The following is a 14,697-nucleotide window of genomic DNA, read 5'->3' as shown; positions in this document are numbered from 1 at the left end:
CGGGCAGGTTTCCTCAAAACATCGCCGTGACCACCCCCGCTCCTCAGAAAAAGCGGCGAACAGCCATAGCTCTGTCTTTCAGGTGGATTGAAGACAGGATCGTTTCAAGAGGGGAGCAGCCATGACGCACACAACAGCCCCCGTGTCTGCTGCACGTTCCTGCCGCAATCAGGCCAGCAGCCCGCCATCCACAGGAATCGCAGCACCTGTGACATACCCGGCATCCGGCCGGGCAAGGAACGCCACCATGCGGGCGATGTCCCCGACATGACCGTAAGCACCGGTTGCAACGAAACCCGCAAGAGCCGCCGCTCCCTCCGCATCAGCCGGATTCATGTCGGTGTCGATCGGGCCGGGTTCCACCACGTTGATGGTGATGCCTTTTTTACCGAGATCACGGGCGGCGCCCTGAGCAAAGCCACGCAGCGCGGCTTTTGTCGCGCCATAGAGAGACAGGCCGGGGAACGGCAGACGCCCGGCAAAGGCCGACCCCATCAGGATGATGCGTCCACCGCTCTTCATGTGCTGGAGCGCTTCCCGCGTCTCGATCATGACGCCACGCACATTGAGGTTCAGGACTTTCTCGATGTCTTCGACGCTGGCCTGATCAATGGTTGTGTAAGGATAAGCACCCGCGTTGCACACCAGAGCATCAATCCGCCCAAAATGACTCACAGTTTCAGCGATGATTTTCCTGTTGCCTTCAACGGTCGCGCCATCGGCCTGAATGGCTTTGGCTTTCCGCCCGATCTGCTCGATTTTCCTGCACAGCTCGTTGGCCTGCGCCTCGCTCCGCGCATAGGAAAACGCGATATCGAATCCGTCTCTGGCAAGATGTTCGGCAACAGCAGCGCCGATGCCACGGCTTCCGCCGGTAATCACAGCAACACGATCAGTCATGATTGATATCCCTCGTTTAACTCTTATCGAAAGGAATTACTGTTTGAAGGTATCGTGAAAAATCAAAACTCCGCCATATCCGGCCACACAGGATGATGACCGGCTAGCGGACAATCACGACGCACTTTCTCCCATGCAATCCCCTCCCCTTATCCTGCGATGGTTTGCGCCAAAACGACATGAATGGGATAGAATGATCTTCCCAAAAAATTGCCTGATTTTCTATAGACCCAATCACTCGAATGGTTTTCATGACTTCTGATGCACTCAGCAAAATCCAGTCGCGTGTCACTGTTCTCTGTCAGGACAAGGTCGTCAGAACCGGCATCAACTGCCTGACGCTCTATAAATCCGAGCGGAAAACAGACCCGGTGCTCTTGTCTATGAACCCCGCATCTATATCGTCGTGCAGGGCAGCAAGCAGGTCTCCCTTTACGACAAAACCTACGATTACAACGAACGCCAGTATCTCATCTCGACCGTCGATCTGCCGGTCTCAGGCATGATCACCGAGGCGTCTCCGGAAAAACCCTACCTTGCAGCCTGCATCGCTTTCTCGCCGCTGGAAATTCTGGAAGTGATCAAAGCCTGCGGTACAGATGCCATGCCGCGTCCATCCTCTCACACAGGCATGGGTCTCGGCGCACTCACCGACGATCTTCTCGAAACGCTGCTACGATTCCTGAACTGTCTGGATTCACAACAGGATATTCATTTTCTTGCGCCCCTGATCAAAAAGGAAATCATCTATCGGATGCTGGCAGGAGAACAGGGAAAAACGCTGCACGACATTGCCAACGACAGAAGCGACCTGTCCGGCATCAATCGGGCAATCGCTTTTCTAAAACAGGGGTTTTCTGAAAATGGCGACATGGCCGCTCTCCCCGCTCTTGCCGGAATGAGCCGTTCCCGCTTCTATAAAAAGTTCCAGCAGGCCACCAACCTCACGCCGCTGCAATACCGCCTGCGTCTCCGGATGCAGGAAGCCCGCCGCATGCTGCTTCATGACGGCATATCCGTGGCTGAAATCGGATTCCGTGTGGGGTACGAAAGTCCTTCCCAGTTCAATCGGGAATACAGAAAAGTGTTCGGGCTGCCGCCTCATGCCGACATGAAACGCATCCGCACGATCGGCATCGACCGCTACAAGGACGAAAATGAAGCGATCTGGCGGTAGGATGTTTTCGGGGACTTTGCGCTTTCCGGGCCTGTCTATGGCTGCGGCCTTGAACCATTACCCCTTATCCGGGCTCTACCCGCACCCGCAGGGGACCGCTGGGTAATGTCCCAGAGATAACGCACCCTGAACCAGCCCATCGCCAAAGAGCCTCAGCCCTTTTGCTGTAGCCTCTTTTTGCCACCCGCTTTCGGCGCGTTCGCCGGATCATCCACACGGTTCCACCAGCCGCCACCGAGCGCCTGAAAGAGTCCGACCGTATCGGACAGTCTCGCGCCCTGTGCCTGCGCCAGAGCCAGCTTAGCCTGTAACTCGGCCTGCTGCGCGTTCAGCATGGCGACCCGGCTGACATCTCCCAGACGAAGCTGGGCCAGCGCGATGCTGGCGCTTTTCGCCGCCGCCTGCGCCGCGTTCTCGGTCTGGATCAGCATGTCTGAATCATTGTGGACGGCATTGAGACTATCCGCGACATCCTCGATTGCCGTGATGATGGTCGAGCGATACTGGGCGGCAGCCTCGTCATACCTGCGCCGCGCCCCGGTCTCCTGATGCTGAAGCTCAAATCCGTCGAAAAGCGGCTGACTGAGCATCGCCGCCAGTTGCCACTGGCCGTAGCCGGGAGCCGCCATCTGCGCGATGCTTGCCGCGGCGAAACCCGGTGAAAATCCAAGCTGTACATTCGGCAGACGATTGGCGATGGCCACACCGACATGCGCGCAGGCGACGTGATAATACGCCTCGGAAGTCCTGATGTCCGGCCGCTGATTGATGAGCTGCGCGGGAAGACTGACCGGAAGTTCGGCGGGCAGCGTAAAGCGGGCCAGTTCGAACTCCGGCGTCGGCTGATCCGGCTGATCGTTGGCCAGCGCCGCAATCTCGTCATGCAGGGCAGCCAGCGTCTGACGGAGAGTCGGCAGCGTCGCCCGGGTCTGGGCCAGAAGGGTCTGCTGCTGCGCCAGATCGGCCAGCGAGACATCGCCTAGTTTCTGCTGCATCTCCATTGAATGCAGCACAGCTTCCTGCTGGCTGATCAGGGTGTTTGTCGTGGCGATTTCCTCGCGGACCATCGCATAGGAAATGGCGGCGTCCACGGCGGAGCTCGTCAGCGTGAGCCACGCGGCCTCAAGCTGATATTTCTGCGCCTCCCGCTCGGCGGCGGCGGCCTCGACCTGACGACGTATCCCGCCCCACAGGTCTGGCGAGTACGAAATATTCAGTTGCGCCGTGTGCATGTTGTAAAGCCATGAATTGGCTATCGGCACATTGGAATAGGCGCGGGACGTCTTGAAACGGGCCGGATTAAAGTAACCGCTGACCGAAGGATACAGCGCGCTTTCCGAGGCCAGCTTGTCCTGCTGGGCGGCATAGAGAGACTGTTTGGCGGCCTCCAGAGACGGGTTGCGCGCCAGAATCCGCTTCAAGAGCTGATCCAGTTCCGGATAATGGAACAGCCGCCACCAGTCGGCGGGAATATCCGCGTCCGGGCGGAAAATCTGATCGCCATCCAGCGCAGACGAAACACCCGTCCGACCACCGCTACTTTTCGGCAGACCACCCTGCATGTAGGACGTGACAGGCGCGGACGGGCGGTGAAAATCCGGCCCGACAGCGCAGCCTGCCAGCATCAGAACGCTGAAGGAAACGCCGGCATGACGAGGCAGGGTGCTGAAAAGACCGTACCGCTTCATTGTCAGTCTCCTCCATCACCATTCTGAGGCGCGTTCATCCGACTCTGCCGACGGCGCTCGAACATAGCTTCCATCTCGGCGTAATAGGTCGGCAGGATGAACAGGGTCAGAATGGTGGCGATTCCCAGTCCGCCCACCACGACCGTCGCCAGACCGCGTTGCACATCCGTACCAATGCCGGTTGCGATCGCTGCGGGCAGCATGCCAACGGACGCGACGGTCGCCGTCATCAGGACGGGGCGGAACCGCTCGCCTGCCCCCTCCAGAACCGCATCACGCAGGGAATTGCCCTCCGAGCGCAGGCGATTGATGTTGGAAATCATGATGATTCCGTTCTGGATCGCGACCCCGAACAGCGCGATGAAGCCGACCACGGTAGCGACGTTCAGGGTTTCCCCACGCACATGCAGGGCGATCAGCCCTCCGAGCGTGGCCAGCGGCACGACGCCGAGCACCAGAACAGCCTGACGGAACAGCCGGAATTCGCCGAACAGCAGCAGGAGCATGACGGCGAACATGATCGCCAGCGCCACGCTCAGACGCGCCTGCGCCCGCTGCTGCTGCTGGAAAGTCCCCGCCCATTCCAGCCGATATTTCGACGTATCGAAATGGACTTCCCGGTCGATATGGGTCTGGGCATCCGTCAGATACTGGGACAGGGGCCGGTCGCCATTGTTCACGCGGATGGTGATCTGCCGCCGGTTGTTCTCGTGCGAGATATTGCTCTCGCCGGTTTCCAGACGGATTTTCGCAAGCGCCTCAAGAGGGATATGGTCTCCTGACGTGCCGGTCAGCGGAAGGTGACCAAGCTTCTGAAGATTGGCTGTCTCGTCCGGCTGGAAACGGACCGTCATGTTGTAGGTCCGATCACCGACATAGACCTGCGTGACAGGCGCGTCGCCGATCCCGTTCTGGATCACCGCCATCACGTCAGCGACAGAGACTCCGTAACGGGCGATGGCCGAGCGATCCACGGTAATGGCGAGTTCCGGAATTTCCGGTCCCTGAAAGATCGAAGCGTCACGCGTACCGGCGACGGAATGCAGAACCTTCACGATCTCGTCGCCGATCCGCCGCAGTTCACCGAAATCCTGACCATAGACACGCAGCACCAGCGGCGAATGCGCGCCGCCGACAAGATCGTTCATGCCGTCTTCAATCGGCTGGCTGATATCGAAGCTGATACCGGGAATCTGCCTCAGACGCTCCCGCAGACGATGCTCGAACTGCGCCTTCGTCTCTCCCGCGGGCCACGTGCCGTAGGGTTTCAGCCCCACCGGCATTTCGATGTGCGATGGTGTCCAGGGATCGGTGCCTGAATCGTTCCGCCCAAGCTGGGTTATGGCGTAGGAAATCTCCGGAAACTCATTCACTGCCTTGCGGATTTCGCTCGCCATCGCACTGGCCTTGTCGAGCGAGATACCGGAGGGCAGTCCGACCTGAAGCCACAACGCGCCTTCGTCCAGTTCCGGCAGAAACTCACGCCCGGTGCTGAGACCCAGCACGATCACCAGTGCGAACGCCGCGCCGCCGCCGAGATAGGCCAGAAACGGCCGGTCCACGATATGCCCCAGCCAGCGGATATACTGGTGGCGCAGCCATTCGAGCGGCCTGTTATGAAACAGCTTGTGCGGTTTGCGCATGGCCAGCCACGCCAGCGCAGGCGTGAGCATCGTGGCGCTGAGCAAGGCGCCGAACAGTGCAAAACTGACGGTAAAGGCCATCGGGCGGAACAGCTTGCCTTCCGCACCGTCGAAGGCGAATAGCGGGCTGTAGGCCACGATGATGATCAGCGTCGAGAACAGGATCGACCGCCCGATATGATTGGTGACGCCGAGAATATCCTTCATCTGGATCTTCTGCGTCGGGCGTTCCTCGCGAATCCGCAGGATCGCTTCCGTCACCACGATGGCGCCGTCCACCACCACGCCGAAGTCGATGGCGCCCAGCGAGAACAGGTTCGCGGGCATCCCGACAAGGTCCATGATGACGAAGACCATCGCCAGCGCCAAAGGAATGGTCACCGCCGCCACAAGCGCGCTGCGGGGACTGCCGAGGAACACCAGCAGCACCACGACCACCAGCAGGACACCCTTGAACACGGTGTCCATCACCTTGTCGGTGGTCGCCTTCACCAGCATGTCGCGGTCGATATAGGGGACGATCTTCACGCCCATCGGGTCGAGCTGCTTCTGGAGCTGCTTCACCTGCGCATGGACCTTTTCCAGCACCAGAGAAGCGTTCTGGCCGGTGAGCATCGTCACGATGCCCTCGATCGTGTCGGGGTTGGAATCCTTGCCGAGAATACCTTCCCGCACCTGATGTCCCATCTGGAGACGTCCCAGATCATTCAGCAGGATCGGCACGCCATGATGCTGGGCCACCGCGATCTCGCCCATGTCGTCCAGCGTCCGGACAAGACCGGAGCCGCGCACAACGTAGGACTGCTCGCCGCGTGTCACGCGGCCGCCACCGGCATTGGCGTTGTTGTTCTGCATCGCCGTGATGACATCATTCAGGCCGATTCCGTAACGCTGCAACGCGCCGGGCGTGAGGACGAGCTGATATTCCTTGGTGAAGCCGCCGAAATTGTTGACCGCTGCGATACCCGGTATCTGCTGGAGCGCGGGCATGACGATCCAGCGCTGGATGTCCGAAAGCTGCATCAGATTGGCGCGGTCGGACTCCAGCGTGTAGCGATAAATCTCGCCGGATGGCCCCGTGACCGGCCCGAGTCCCGGTGTCGCGCCATACGGCACAGTCACCTGAGCCAGTTGCTCCGTGACGCGCTGACGGGCGAAATAGACGTCCGTGCCGTCCTTGAAGATCAGCGTGATCAGGGACAGTCCGAAGGTGCTGCTGGAGCGGGAATCCACAATCCCCGGCGTGCTGGCAAGCTGCCGTTCGAGGGGAATGGTGATCTGCTGTTCGATTTCCTCGGCGGCCAGACCCGGCACCTGTGTCGAAACCTGAACGGTGACAGCGCCAAGATCGGGATAGGCTTCGATGGCGATGTTGCGCCATGCGAACAGTCCGGCGAGCGCCAGAATGAGCGCTCCCAAAAAAACGAGCTTACGCTGGCGCAGGCATCCCGCGATGACGGCGTTAATCATCGTTGAGCAGGACCGCGCCGGTCGTCACGATACGGTCGCCCGGGGCCAGCCCCGAGGTGATCCGGCAGAGAGCGCCATCGTCATAGATCACCTGCACGGCCCTGCGTTCGAACACATGCGGCGCCGTCTCCACGAAGACCGTCACCTGATCGTTATTCATGACCAGAGCGGATTGCGGCACGGAAATGGTTTCCGGCTGCGAGGCCATGACCGTCATGTTGGCGTACATGTTCGGATGCAGCTTGCGGTCCACATTCGGCAGAATGACACGCACCATCAGAACCTGCGTATCGGCCTGCATGATCGGCTCGATTCCGGACACGGTGGAATGAAAAATCTGACCGGGGAAAGCCGGAAGCGTCAGGTTGACGGCCTGCCCGAGTTCCACGTTGCGGATATCACGTTCCGGCACGCTGGCGACCGCCCAGACTTCCGCGATATTGGTCACCACCGCCAGCGGCTGCGTCATATCCACGACATTCATCCCCGCCGTGGTGTTGACGCTGCCGACCGCTCCTTCGATGGGCGATCTCAGCGTGATGACGCCGCCCGCGTTTACGCTGGTGGAGAGGGATTCAAGATGCGTGCGGGCGCGCTGCTCCTCGGCCTGCGCCTGCGCGTAGCCGGACTTTGCGTTCTCCACATCCTTGACCGCCTCACCGCCAGCCGCCAGCACGCCCTGCGCGCGGCGAAGCGTCCGGCTGGCGAGATCAAGCGCCGCCTGCGCCTTCAGTTCATCAGCGGAGGCCTGCGCCGCGTCAGCCGAGAGAATATGGGCGATTTCGTCACCGACATCCACATGCTCGCCCACCCGGACCGCGACATCCAGCACCTTGCCAGCCGCGGGAGAGAACACAGTGACGTTTCGCGCTGGCTCCGCCACGATCACACCGGGCGCTGTCGTGCCCCGGTTCCAGTGACTGACCGTCACGGGACTGACGGTCAGTCGTCTGTCCACCGGCGAGCCTTCCGGGACGACCACCCGTCCATCCGCCCCGCGCTGCACGGGAACCTGACCGTCCGCATATGCCGAACCTGCCGTCAGCAGGCCCATGCACAACGCCGCGACCATAGGCCTGACCACGTCGATCAACGGCCCTCCGTTCCGGGCAGGCGGCATCGCCCTGCGCTCGACCCTGCCGAGGACAGAACGAACAGCCGGAAAAGCGACCTTGAATCGCATGATACAGAGGGCATAAATCTTCATTGCGGACCAAAGAGCAGACGGGAGAACGGGCGGAGGCAACTTTGATGCAATGGCCTGAAACCTGTCCGGGAATGCGCCTCTGCACCTAGAACACAGTAGCAGCCAGCGCAACGGGCGACCGGCCATCAAGACTCGTATCACTGCTGCAATAACAATGACATTTACATGACGATCATGGTTTTCTGATGAACATGGCCGTCCCGCCCTATCTTCTGGGCGCGATCATTTCCTTTTCAGGATAAAGGCAGTCCTTCACCGCAGCGCAGCGCCAACATTCCGGCCGCCGGGCCTTGCAGACATATCGTCCCTGCAGGATCAGCCAGTGATGCGAGTCCCGTAGCTGATCGCGCGGGATACGGGCCTCCAGCGCATTTTCCACATCCAGAACCGTCCTGCCACGCGCCAGCCCCGTCCGGTTGGCCAGCCTGAAACAATGGGTATCGACCGGCATGGCCGGAAGTCCGTAGGCGACGTTCAGAATGACATTCGCCGTCTTGCGTCCGACACCGGGCAGCGCCTCCAGAGCATCACGGTCAGCAGGCACCTCGCCCCCATGCCGCGTGAGAAGATCACGCGACAGGGCGACGACGTTCTTCGCCTTGTTCCGCCACAGGCCGATGGTCTTGATATAGCCGCCGACCGCGTCTTCGCCGAGTTCCGCCATTTCCCTCGGACCAGGAGCGACCGCGAACAGCGCGGGCGTCGCCTTGTTGACCGAACTGTCCGTCGCCTGCGCCGCCAGAGCCGTGGCGACGAGAAGCTGGTAGGGCGAACTGAACACCAGCTCGGTTTCCGGGTCCGGCCACGCTTTCGCCAGATCAGCGAGAAAGCGGGTGAGTTCCGGCTTCGTCATATCGCGGGGGGCAATGGCGGTGCCGTTGGGAAGACGCGGGATGTCGGCCTTGGCTGGTGGCACCGTTTTTTTGGAGCGGGTTGGCGGCATGGGGTGTTTATTGGACAGAACGGACCGTTCGTCAAAACCGGAAAAGATGATCAGGCGTGCATGAGCAGCAGTAGACTCGACGGACAAAACGGGGTTGTCATGAAAGAGAGCGGGATATCGGGCATGTGAGTAACGGCCGCGATCCAGTCTGAACGGATGCCGCTCCCGGCAGTCGAAACGAAGACGACCATACGGGCTGTTACGGCTCCAATGTCTGTCCTGTTCAGCGCTGGCATCAACGGTCACTCCCGCCCACCTCTCCCTCCGCCTGTGACGGAACGGTCGGTCCCGAGACCATTTGTTACGTCTTTTCAGTCTTCGATGTGCTAGAGGCGCTGCGTGCAGGGTGGCAATTCCCGCCCCTCTCACCTCAGGTAACACCCTCATGCGTTTCAGGCAGTTTCCGGCAGGAACCCTATCTGCTGTCAGACCGTGGACGCACTTCCTGCATGCGCTCACAGCAAACACTTTCGGACTTTTCACACCTTCATGACGCCCGCCCCGGTGTCCTCCGGCAGGGACCGCATTGGCGGTTATCTGACCGGACTGGCGTTCAACAGCGCCGTTGGGCTGATGCGTCTCCTCGGTATAGGGTGGTCCTCCGGCATCGGCGGCCATTTCGCCGGAGCCATAGGCCCGCTTCTGCCTGTCTCCCGGGTCGCCAGAGGCAACCTCACCCTCGCCTTTCCCGATATGGGAAAGGATGAACAGGAAAGGATTGTCCGGGGAGCATGGAACAATCTGGGGCGCGTGATCGGGGAATTTTCCCATCTTGGAAAGCTGGAACGCACTTCGGCCGGGCCGGGCTGGGAGATTTCAGGTCAGGAACATATCGACGCGGCCCAGAAGAACGGGCTGCCACCGCTGTTTTTTTCCGCCCATCTCGGCAACTGGGAAATGATTCTGCCCATCGCTGGCGCACTGGGCCTGCCGGTCGGTGGCGTTTACCGGGCATCGTCAAATCCCGTGATCGAACGTCTGATCCAGCAGCTCCGCAGTGAGGCAGGACATGGAACACGGATGTTTCCAAAGGGCGCGCGAGGCGCGAGAGACATCATCGGCCATCTGAGCGCTGGCGGCACGCTCGGGCTGCTGGTGGACCAGAAGATGAATGACGGCATCGCCGTTCCCTTCTTCGGGCAGACGGCGTGGACGGCCCCAGCCCTCGCCCAGCTTGCTGCGCGTTTTGAGCGTAATATCGTGCCGATCCATGTCGTGCGGATCGGCACGGCCCGGTTTCGGCTTGTGTGCGAACCCGCCCTGGATTTCGTCACGACCGGCGAGCGGACCGCCGATCAGGTGTCGATCATGAAGGCCGTGAACGCGCATCTTGAGGGCTGGATCAGAGCAGAGCCCCAGCAATGGCTGTGGTTCCATCGTCGATGGCCGAAAGCGGTCGCCAATCCAACGGCGCCCGAAGAGATGGCCGCGTAACCGACTGATCTCATGTAACGCACAGGCTGCTCATTGGGGCAGGATAACGAGTGTAATGGTTCTCACTCGCCTCCCTGATGACTGCTCCGGAGGATAATGGGACGCCGCTTTTTCTGAAAAAAAGCGGCGCTCAGAAACTGTCGAGTGACATGATGTGATTTTGAAACTGTTCAGTTTCAGTCACAGGCGGGGACGAAGAAAGCCCCTCATTCACCCGGTCCGCCGTGCGCCAATCAGAAACTCGCGGTTCCCTTCCGGTCCGGTGATCGGGCTGGCTTCCACACCCAGCACCTCCCATCCCGGCAGGGTCTTCCACCAGTCAGAAATCATTTCACAGACCTGTTTGTGAATGACAGGATCACGCACGACGCCTTTCGCACCCACATGCTCACGTCCGGCTTCGAACTGCGGCTTGATCAGCGCAACAGCCCAAGCGTCCGGTGCGGTGAGCGACAGAGCCGCGGGCAGCACCGTGCGCAGACCGATGAAGCTGGCGTCACACACGACCGCGCCGATGGAAACAGGAATAATCTTGGCGTCCAGAGCCCGGGCGTTCTGCTTCTCCATCACCACGACACGAGGATCGGAGCGCAGCTTCCACGCCAACTGGCCATGCCCGACATCGACGGCATAAACCTTGCTCGCGCCATTGGTCAGCAGGACATCGGTAAAACCGCCGGTGGATGCGCCCACATCCAGACCGGTCCGGCCTTCAGGGGAAAAACCGAAGAACGGCAGCGCATGGGAGAGCTTCAGCCCCCCACGGGAAACCCACGGATGATCCTGTCCCTTGAGCGCCAGAGGCGCTTCTTCGGGCAACAGATCCCCTGCTTTCGCGATACGTCGGTCACTGGTGTAGACAAGCCCCGCCATGATGAGGGCCTGCGCCTTCGTACGGCTTTCGACCAGCCCCCGATCAACGAGAAGCTGGTCTACGCGGCGCTTCGCCATGAATCAGGCGATCTGCTCGCTGACGTTCACACCCAACGCCTTGATTGCTGTCTGGACGATATGGGGAGCGTTGAGGCGTGCTGTGTTGTATTGCTCGAACTGGCTGTCATGGTCGATGAACGTATCGGGGAGCGTCATGGTGCGCAGGCGGACGTGATCGAGCAGGCCGGTCTGTGAGAGATGCTGGGCGACCAGCGATCCGAACCCGCCGACAGAGCCTTCCTCGATGGTGATCAGAACGGCATGGTCGCGGGCGAGTTGCTCGACAAGCTGCGTGTCCAGCGGTTTGGCGAAGCGGGCGTCGGCCACCGTCGGCGGCAGGCCGTGCGCGGCGAGCTGGTCGGCGGCCTTCAGCGCCTCCTCCAGACGCGGACCGAGCGACAGGATGGCGATGCCGCCCTTCTCGCGCCCGGACTGCTGACCCATCTCACGAACGATGCGCCCCTTGCCGATCTGGATGATCTCGCCCTTCGCGGGCAGCTCCAGACCATAGGTGTTGCCACGCGGATACCGCAGGGCGATCGGACCTTCATCGAACTCGCAGGCCGTGGCCGTCATGTTCAGAAGCTCAATCTCGTCGGACGGCGCCATGATGGTCATGCCCGGCAGGCAGCCCAGATAGGCGATGTCGAACGAGCCCGCATGCGTCGCGCCGTCGGCGCCGACCAGACCGGCGCGGTCAATGGCGAAGCGCACAGGCAGCTTCTGCAGCACCACGTCATGCATGACCTGATCGTAGGCGCGTTGCAGGAAGGTGGAGTAGATCGCGCAGAACGGACGCAGCCCTTCCGTCGCCATACCGGCGGCGAAGGTGACGGCGTGCTGCTCGGCGATGCCGACATCGAAGAACCGGTCGGGGAACTTCGCCGCGAATTTGTCGAGCCCCGTACCGGACGGCATCGCGGCGGTGATGGCCGTGATGCGGCTGTCGGTGGCGGCGCGATCGACCAGCTCACGGGCGAAGATGTTGGTCCAGGACGGCGGTCCCGGAGGGGCTTTCTTCTGCTCGCCAGTAACGACGTTGAACTTCGCCACGGCGTGATACTTGTCGCCCGCCGCCTCGGCCGGCTTGTAGCCATGGCCTTTCTCGGTGATGACATGCAGCAGGATCGGACCCTGATCCGTGTCGCGCAGATTGCGCAGGATCGGCACGAGCTGGGTCAGGTCGTGCCCGTCGACCGGGCCGACATAATAGAAGCCGAGTTCCTCGAACAGCGTGCCGCCGGTGATCATGCCGCGGGCATATTCCTCGGCCTTCTTGGCGGTGCGTTCCAGACGGTCCGGCAGTTTCTTCACGAACTTCCCGGCGAGGTCGCGCAGGCCCATGAACTGGCGCGAGGACATCAGGCGGGAGAGGTAGTTCGACATCGAGCCGACCGGCGGCGCGATGGACATCTCGTTGTCGTTGAGGATGACGATCAGCCGTTCCGCGCCCTCACCGGCGACGGCGGCGTTGTTCATCGCCTCATAGGCCATGCCGGCGGAGATCGAACCGTCGCCGATCACGGCGATGACATTGCGCTCGCGGTAGGACGGGTCGTCTTCGGCGCGCAGATGGTGCGCCACGGCCATGCCGAGACCGGCGGAGATGGAGGTGGAGGAGTGGGCCGCGCCGAACGGGTCGTATTCGCTCTCCGAGCGGCGGGTGAAGCCCGACAGGCCGCCCGGCTGGCGCAGGGTGCGGATGCGGTCGCGGCGTCCGGTGATGATCTTGTGCGGGTAGGCCTGATGGCCCACGTCCCAGATCAGCCGGTCGTCGGGGGTGTCGAACACGGCATGGATGGCGACCGTCAGTTCCACCACGCCCAGCGATGCGCCGAGGTGACCGCCTGTTGTGGACACCGTCTCGACCGTCTCCGACCGAAGCTCGTCCGCGACCTGCTTGAGCTGGTCGATCGACAGGTTCCGCAGGTCAACAGGCTGCGAAACACGGTCCAGTAACGGAAAACGACCACGCGTGGGGATGGATCCTGACGTATCGCTCATGGCTCTCAGCTCCTGCGCTCTACGACATAACGCGCAAGGTCGCGTAGCCGATCGGCTTTTTCACCAAAAATATCAAGGGCATGGCACGCCCGATCGGCCAGCTTCTCAGCCTCCCTGCGAGCGCCGTCGATCCCCAGCAGCGCCACGAAGGTCGACTTTTCCGCAGCCTGATCCTTCCCGGCCGTCTTGCCGAGTTCTTCCTCGGTCGCCGTTGCATCCAGCACGTCGTCCGCGATCTGGAAGGCCGCGCCGATATCACGGCCATAACTGGCGATGCGCTCACGCTGTTCGGGATTCGCGCCGCCCAGAATCGCGCCAGCCTCGGCCGAATAGCGGATCAGGCAACCGGTCTTCAGGGCGTGCAGATGGCTGACTTCCTTCAGGGAAAGGGCGCGGCCCTCGCCTTCCATGTCGATCATCTGGCCGCCGACCATGCCAGCCGCGCCGGAAGCCTGCGCCAGAGCCAGCACAAGCTGAATCCGCACAGCGGCGTCAGGATGGGTTTCAGTCTCGGCCAGCACCTCGAAAGCGCGCGTCTGGAGCGCGTCACCGGCTAGGATGGCGGTCGCCTCGTCGAACTTGCGATGGGTGGACGGCTGACCACGACGGAGATCGTCGTCATCCATCGCGGGCAGGTCATCATGCACGAGGGAGTAGGCATGCAGCATCTCGACGGAGGCCGCTGCACGATAGGCCCCTTCCTCGCCATCCCGCTCCGGGAACAGAGACGCCACTTCCGCCACAAGATAGCCGCGCAGGCGCTTTCCACCACCCAGCGTCGCATAGCGCATGGCGTCGATCACGCGTGCTTCCGGACCGTCGACCTGAGGAATCAGCCGATCAAGCGCGACTTCCACGGCGGCGGCGCGTTGTTTGAGAGAGACGCCCAACGCTTCGGAAGAGGTGGGATTTGTGCTTGCACCGGGGCTGGTCATGACGAACTTCAATCCACGTTCTTGGCGTCAAGCGAGCCGTCAGCCCGCTTGACGATAGCCTGCACGCGCTCTTCGGCCTCGCGCAGCTTGCTTTCACAGTGGGCACGCAACGCCGCACCGCGTTCATAGGATGTGATGGCCTCTTCAAGCTTGAGCTGTCCGCCTTCAAGGCTCCGGACGATCCGCTCAAGCTCGGTGAGGGCGTCCTCGAAGGACAGGGAATTGGTATCGCCCGTCATGTCAAACAGCATCCTCGGTCAGGTCATCAAGCCGCTGCCCTTACCCCGCACGCACGCGGATGCCAAGACCGGAGATGACATTCAGGGGCTACTTTCCCCTGTAAAAATGTCGATTTCCCGGCAG

At 61.4% G+C, this 14,697-nt stretch carries 11 protein-coding genes; 2 read left to right on the top strand and 9 right to left on the bottom strand.

Going from position 1 to position 14,697, the window contains the following annotated elements:
* Nucleotides 1–168: 168 nt before the first annotated feature.
* The gene (locus LKE90_RS00675) at nucleotides 169–900 is read right to left on the bottom strand and encodes an SDR family NAD(P)-dependent oxidoreductase (RefSeq protein WP_291492605.1); all 732 of its coding nucleotides are present in this window, start codon (nucleotides 898–900) and stop codon (nucleotides 169–171) included.
* Nucleotides 901–1,306: 406 nt separating this feature from the next.
* Here LKE90_RS00675 and LKE90_RS00670 point away from each other — a divergent pair, with 406 nt between their 5' ends.
* Complete coding sequence (locus LKE90_RS00670; protein WP_291492603.1) at nucleotides 1,307–2,077, top strand: AraC family transcriptional regulator; 771 nt, start codon at nucleotides 1,307–1,309, stop codon at nucleotides 2,075–2,077.
* Between the two features lie 152 nt (nucleotides 2,078–2,229).
* Here LKE90_RS00670 and LKE90_RS00665 read toward each other — a convergent pair whose 3' ends face one another.
* The 4 genes from LKE90_RS00665 to nth form a co-directional block, all read right to left on the bottom strand.
* Nucleotides 2,230–3,765: an efflux transporter outer membrane subunit gene (locus tag LKE90_RS00665; RefSeq protein WP_291492601.1), complete on the bottom strand. Its 1,536-nt coding sequence runs from the start codon at nucleotides 3,763–3,765 to the stop codon at nucleotides 2,230–2,232.
* 2 nt (nucleotides 3,766–3,767) lie between these two features.
* Nucleotides 3,768–6,878 carry an efflux RND transporter permease subunit gene (locus LKE90_RS00660; protein WP_291492599.1) on the bottom strand — a complete coding sequence of 1,037 codons (3,111 nt, stop codon included), beginning with the start codon at nucleotides 6,876–6,878 and terminating at the stop codon, nucleotides 3,768–3,770.
* Nucleotides 6,871–8,061, bottom strand: coding sequence for an efflux RND transporter periplasmic adaptor subunit (locus LKE90_RS00655; RefSeq protein ID WP_291492597.1), 1,191 nt, complete (start codon nucleotides 8,059–8,061; stop codon nucleotides 6,871–6,873). The genes LKE90_RS00660 and LKE90_RS00655 overlap by 8 nt, the downstream gene beginning before the upstream one ends.
* Before the next feature lie 229 nt (nucleotides 8,062–8,290).
* The gene (nth, locus tag LKE90_RS00650; RefSeq protein WP_291492748.1) at nucleotides 8,291–9,028 is read right to left on the bottom strand and encodes an endonuclease III; all 738 of its coding nucleotides are present in this window, start codon (nucleotides 9,026–9,028) and stop codon (nucleotides 8,291–8,293) included.
* A 489-nt stretch (nucleotides 9,029–9,517) separates the two neighbouring features.
* Here nth and LKE90_RS00645 point away from each other — a divergent pair, with 489 nt between their 5' ends.
* On the top strand, nucleotides 9,518–10,462 hold the full coding sequence (locus LKE90_RS00645) for a lysophospholipid acyltransferase family protein (protein ID WP_291492596.1): 945 nt from the start codon (nucleotides 9,518–9,520) through the stop codon (nucleotides 10,460–10,462).
* 210 nt (nucleotides 10,463–10,672) lie between these two features.
* Here LKE90_RS00645 and LKE90_RS00640 read toward each other — a convergent pair whose 3' ends face one another.
* Genes LKE90_RS00640 through LKE90_RS00625 form a run of 4 tightly spaced genes read right to left on the bottom strand, consistent with a single transcriptional unit; the run spans nucleotide 10,673 to nucleotide 14,573 of the window.
* Nucleotides 10,673–11,413 carry a TlyA family RNA methyltransferase gene (locus LKE90_RS00640; protein WP_291492594.1) on the bottom strand — a complete coding sequence of 247 codons (741 nt, stop codon included), beginning with the start codon at nucleotides 11,411–11,413 and terminating at the stop codon, nucleotides 10,673–10,675.
* A 3-nt stretch (nucleotides 11,414–11,416) separates the two neighbouring features.
* Entirely contained in the window at nucleotides 11,417–13,399 is a 1,983-nt protein-coding gene (gene dxs, locus LKE90_RS00635; RefSeq protein WP_291501384.1) for a 1-deoxy-D-xylulose-5-phosphate synthase, read from the bottom strand.
* Nucleotides 13,400–13,404: 5 nt separating this feature from the next.
* Nucleotides 13,405–14,334 (bottom strand): polyprenyl synthetase family protein, encoded by a 930-nt coding sequence (locus LKE90_RS00630; RefSeq protein WP_291493920.1) that lies wholly within the window; start codon nucleotides 14,332–14,334, stop codon nucleotides 13,405–13,407.
* Nucleotides 14,335–14,342: 8 nt separating this feature from the next.
* Nucleotides 14,343–14,573 carry an exodeoxyribonuclease VII small subunit gene (locus tag LKE90_RS00625; RefSeq protein ID WP_010669009.1) on the bottom strand — a complete coding sequence of 77 codons (231 nt, stop codon included), beginning with the start codon at nucleotides 14,571–14,573 and terminating at the stop codon, nucleotides 14,343–14,345.
* Nucleotides 14,574–14,697 lie beyond the last annotated feature (124 nt).

Source organism: Acetobacter sp. (assembly GCF_022483985.1).
Taxonomy (GTDB): domain Bacteria; phylum Pseudomonadota; class Alphaproteobacteria; order Acetobacterales; family Acetobacteraceae; genus Acetobacter.
This window is presented reverse-complemented; position numbering and strand designations above follow the sequence as displayed.

Coding starts and splice junctions, on each gene's coding strand:
- LKE90_RS00655 (WP_291492597.1), bottom strand. CDS start 8,061: ATGCGATTCAAGGTCGCTTTTCCGGCTGTTCGTTCTGTCCTCGGCAGG.
- dxs (WP_291501384.1), bottom strand. CDS start 13,399: ATGAGCGATACGTCAGGATCCATCCCCACGCGTGGTCGTTTTCCGTTA.
- LKE90_RS00660 (WP_291492599.1), bottom strand. CDS start 6,878: ATGATTAACGCCGTCATCGCGGGATGCCTGCGCCAGCGTAAGCTCGTT.
- nth (WP_291492748.1), bottom strand. CDS start 9,028: ATGCCGCCAACCCGCTCCAAAAAAACGGTGCCACCAGCCAAGGCCGAC.
- LKE90_RS00645 (WP_291492596.1), top strand. CDS start 9,518: ATGACGCCCGCCCCGGTGTCCTCCGGCAGGGACCGCATTGGCGGTTAT.
- LKE90_RS00640 (WP_291492594.1), bottom strand. CDS start 11,413: ATGGCGAAGCGCCGCGTAGACCAGCTTCTCGTTGATCGGGGGCTGGTC.
- LKE90_RS00675 (WP_291492605.1), bottom strand. CDS start 900: ATGACTGATCGTGTTGCTGTGATTACCGGCGGAAGCCGTGGCATCGGC.
- LKE90_RS00630 (WP_291493920.1), bottom strand. CDS start 14,334: ATGACCAGCCCCGGTGCAAGCACAAATCCCACCTCTTCCGAAGCGTTG.
- LKE90_RS00625 (WP_010669009.1), bottom strand. CDS start 14,573: ATGACGGGCGATACCAATTCCCTGTCCTTCGAGGACGCCCTCACCGAG.
- LKE90_RS00665 (WP_291492601.1), bottom strand. CDS start 3,765: ATGAAGCGGTACGGTCTTTTCAGCACCCTGCCTCGTCATGCCGGCGTT.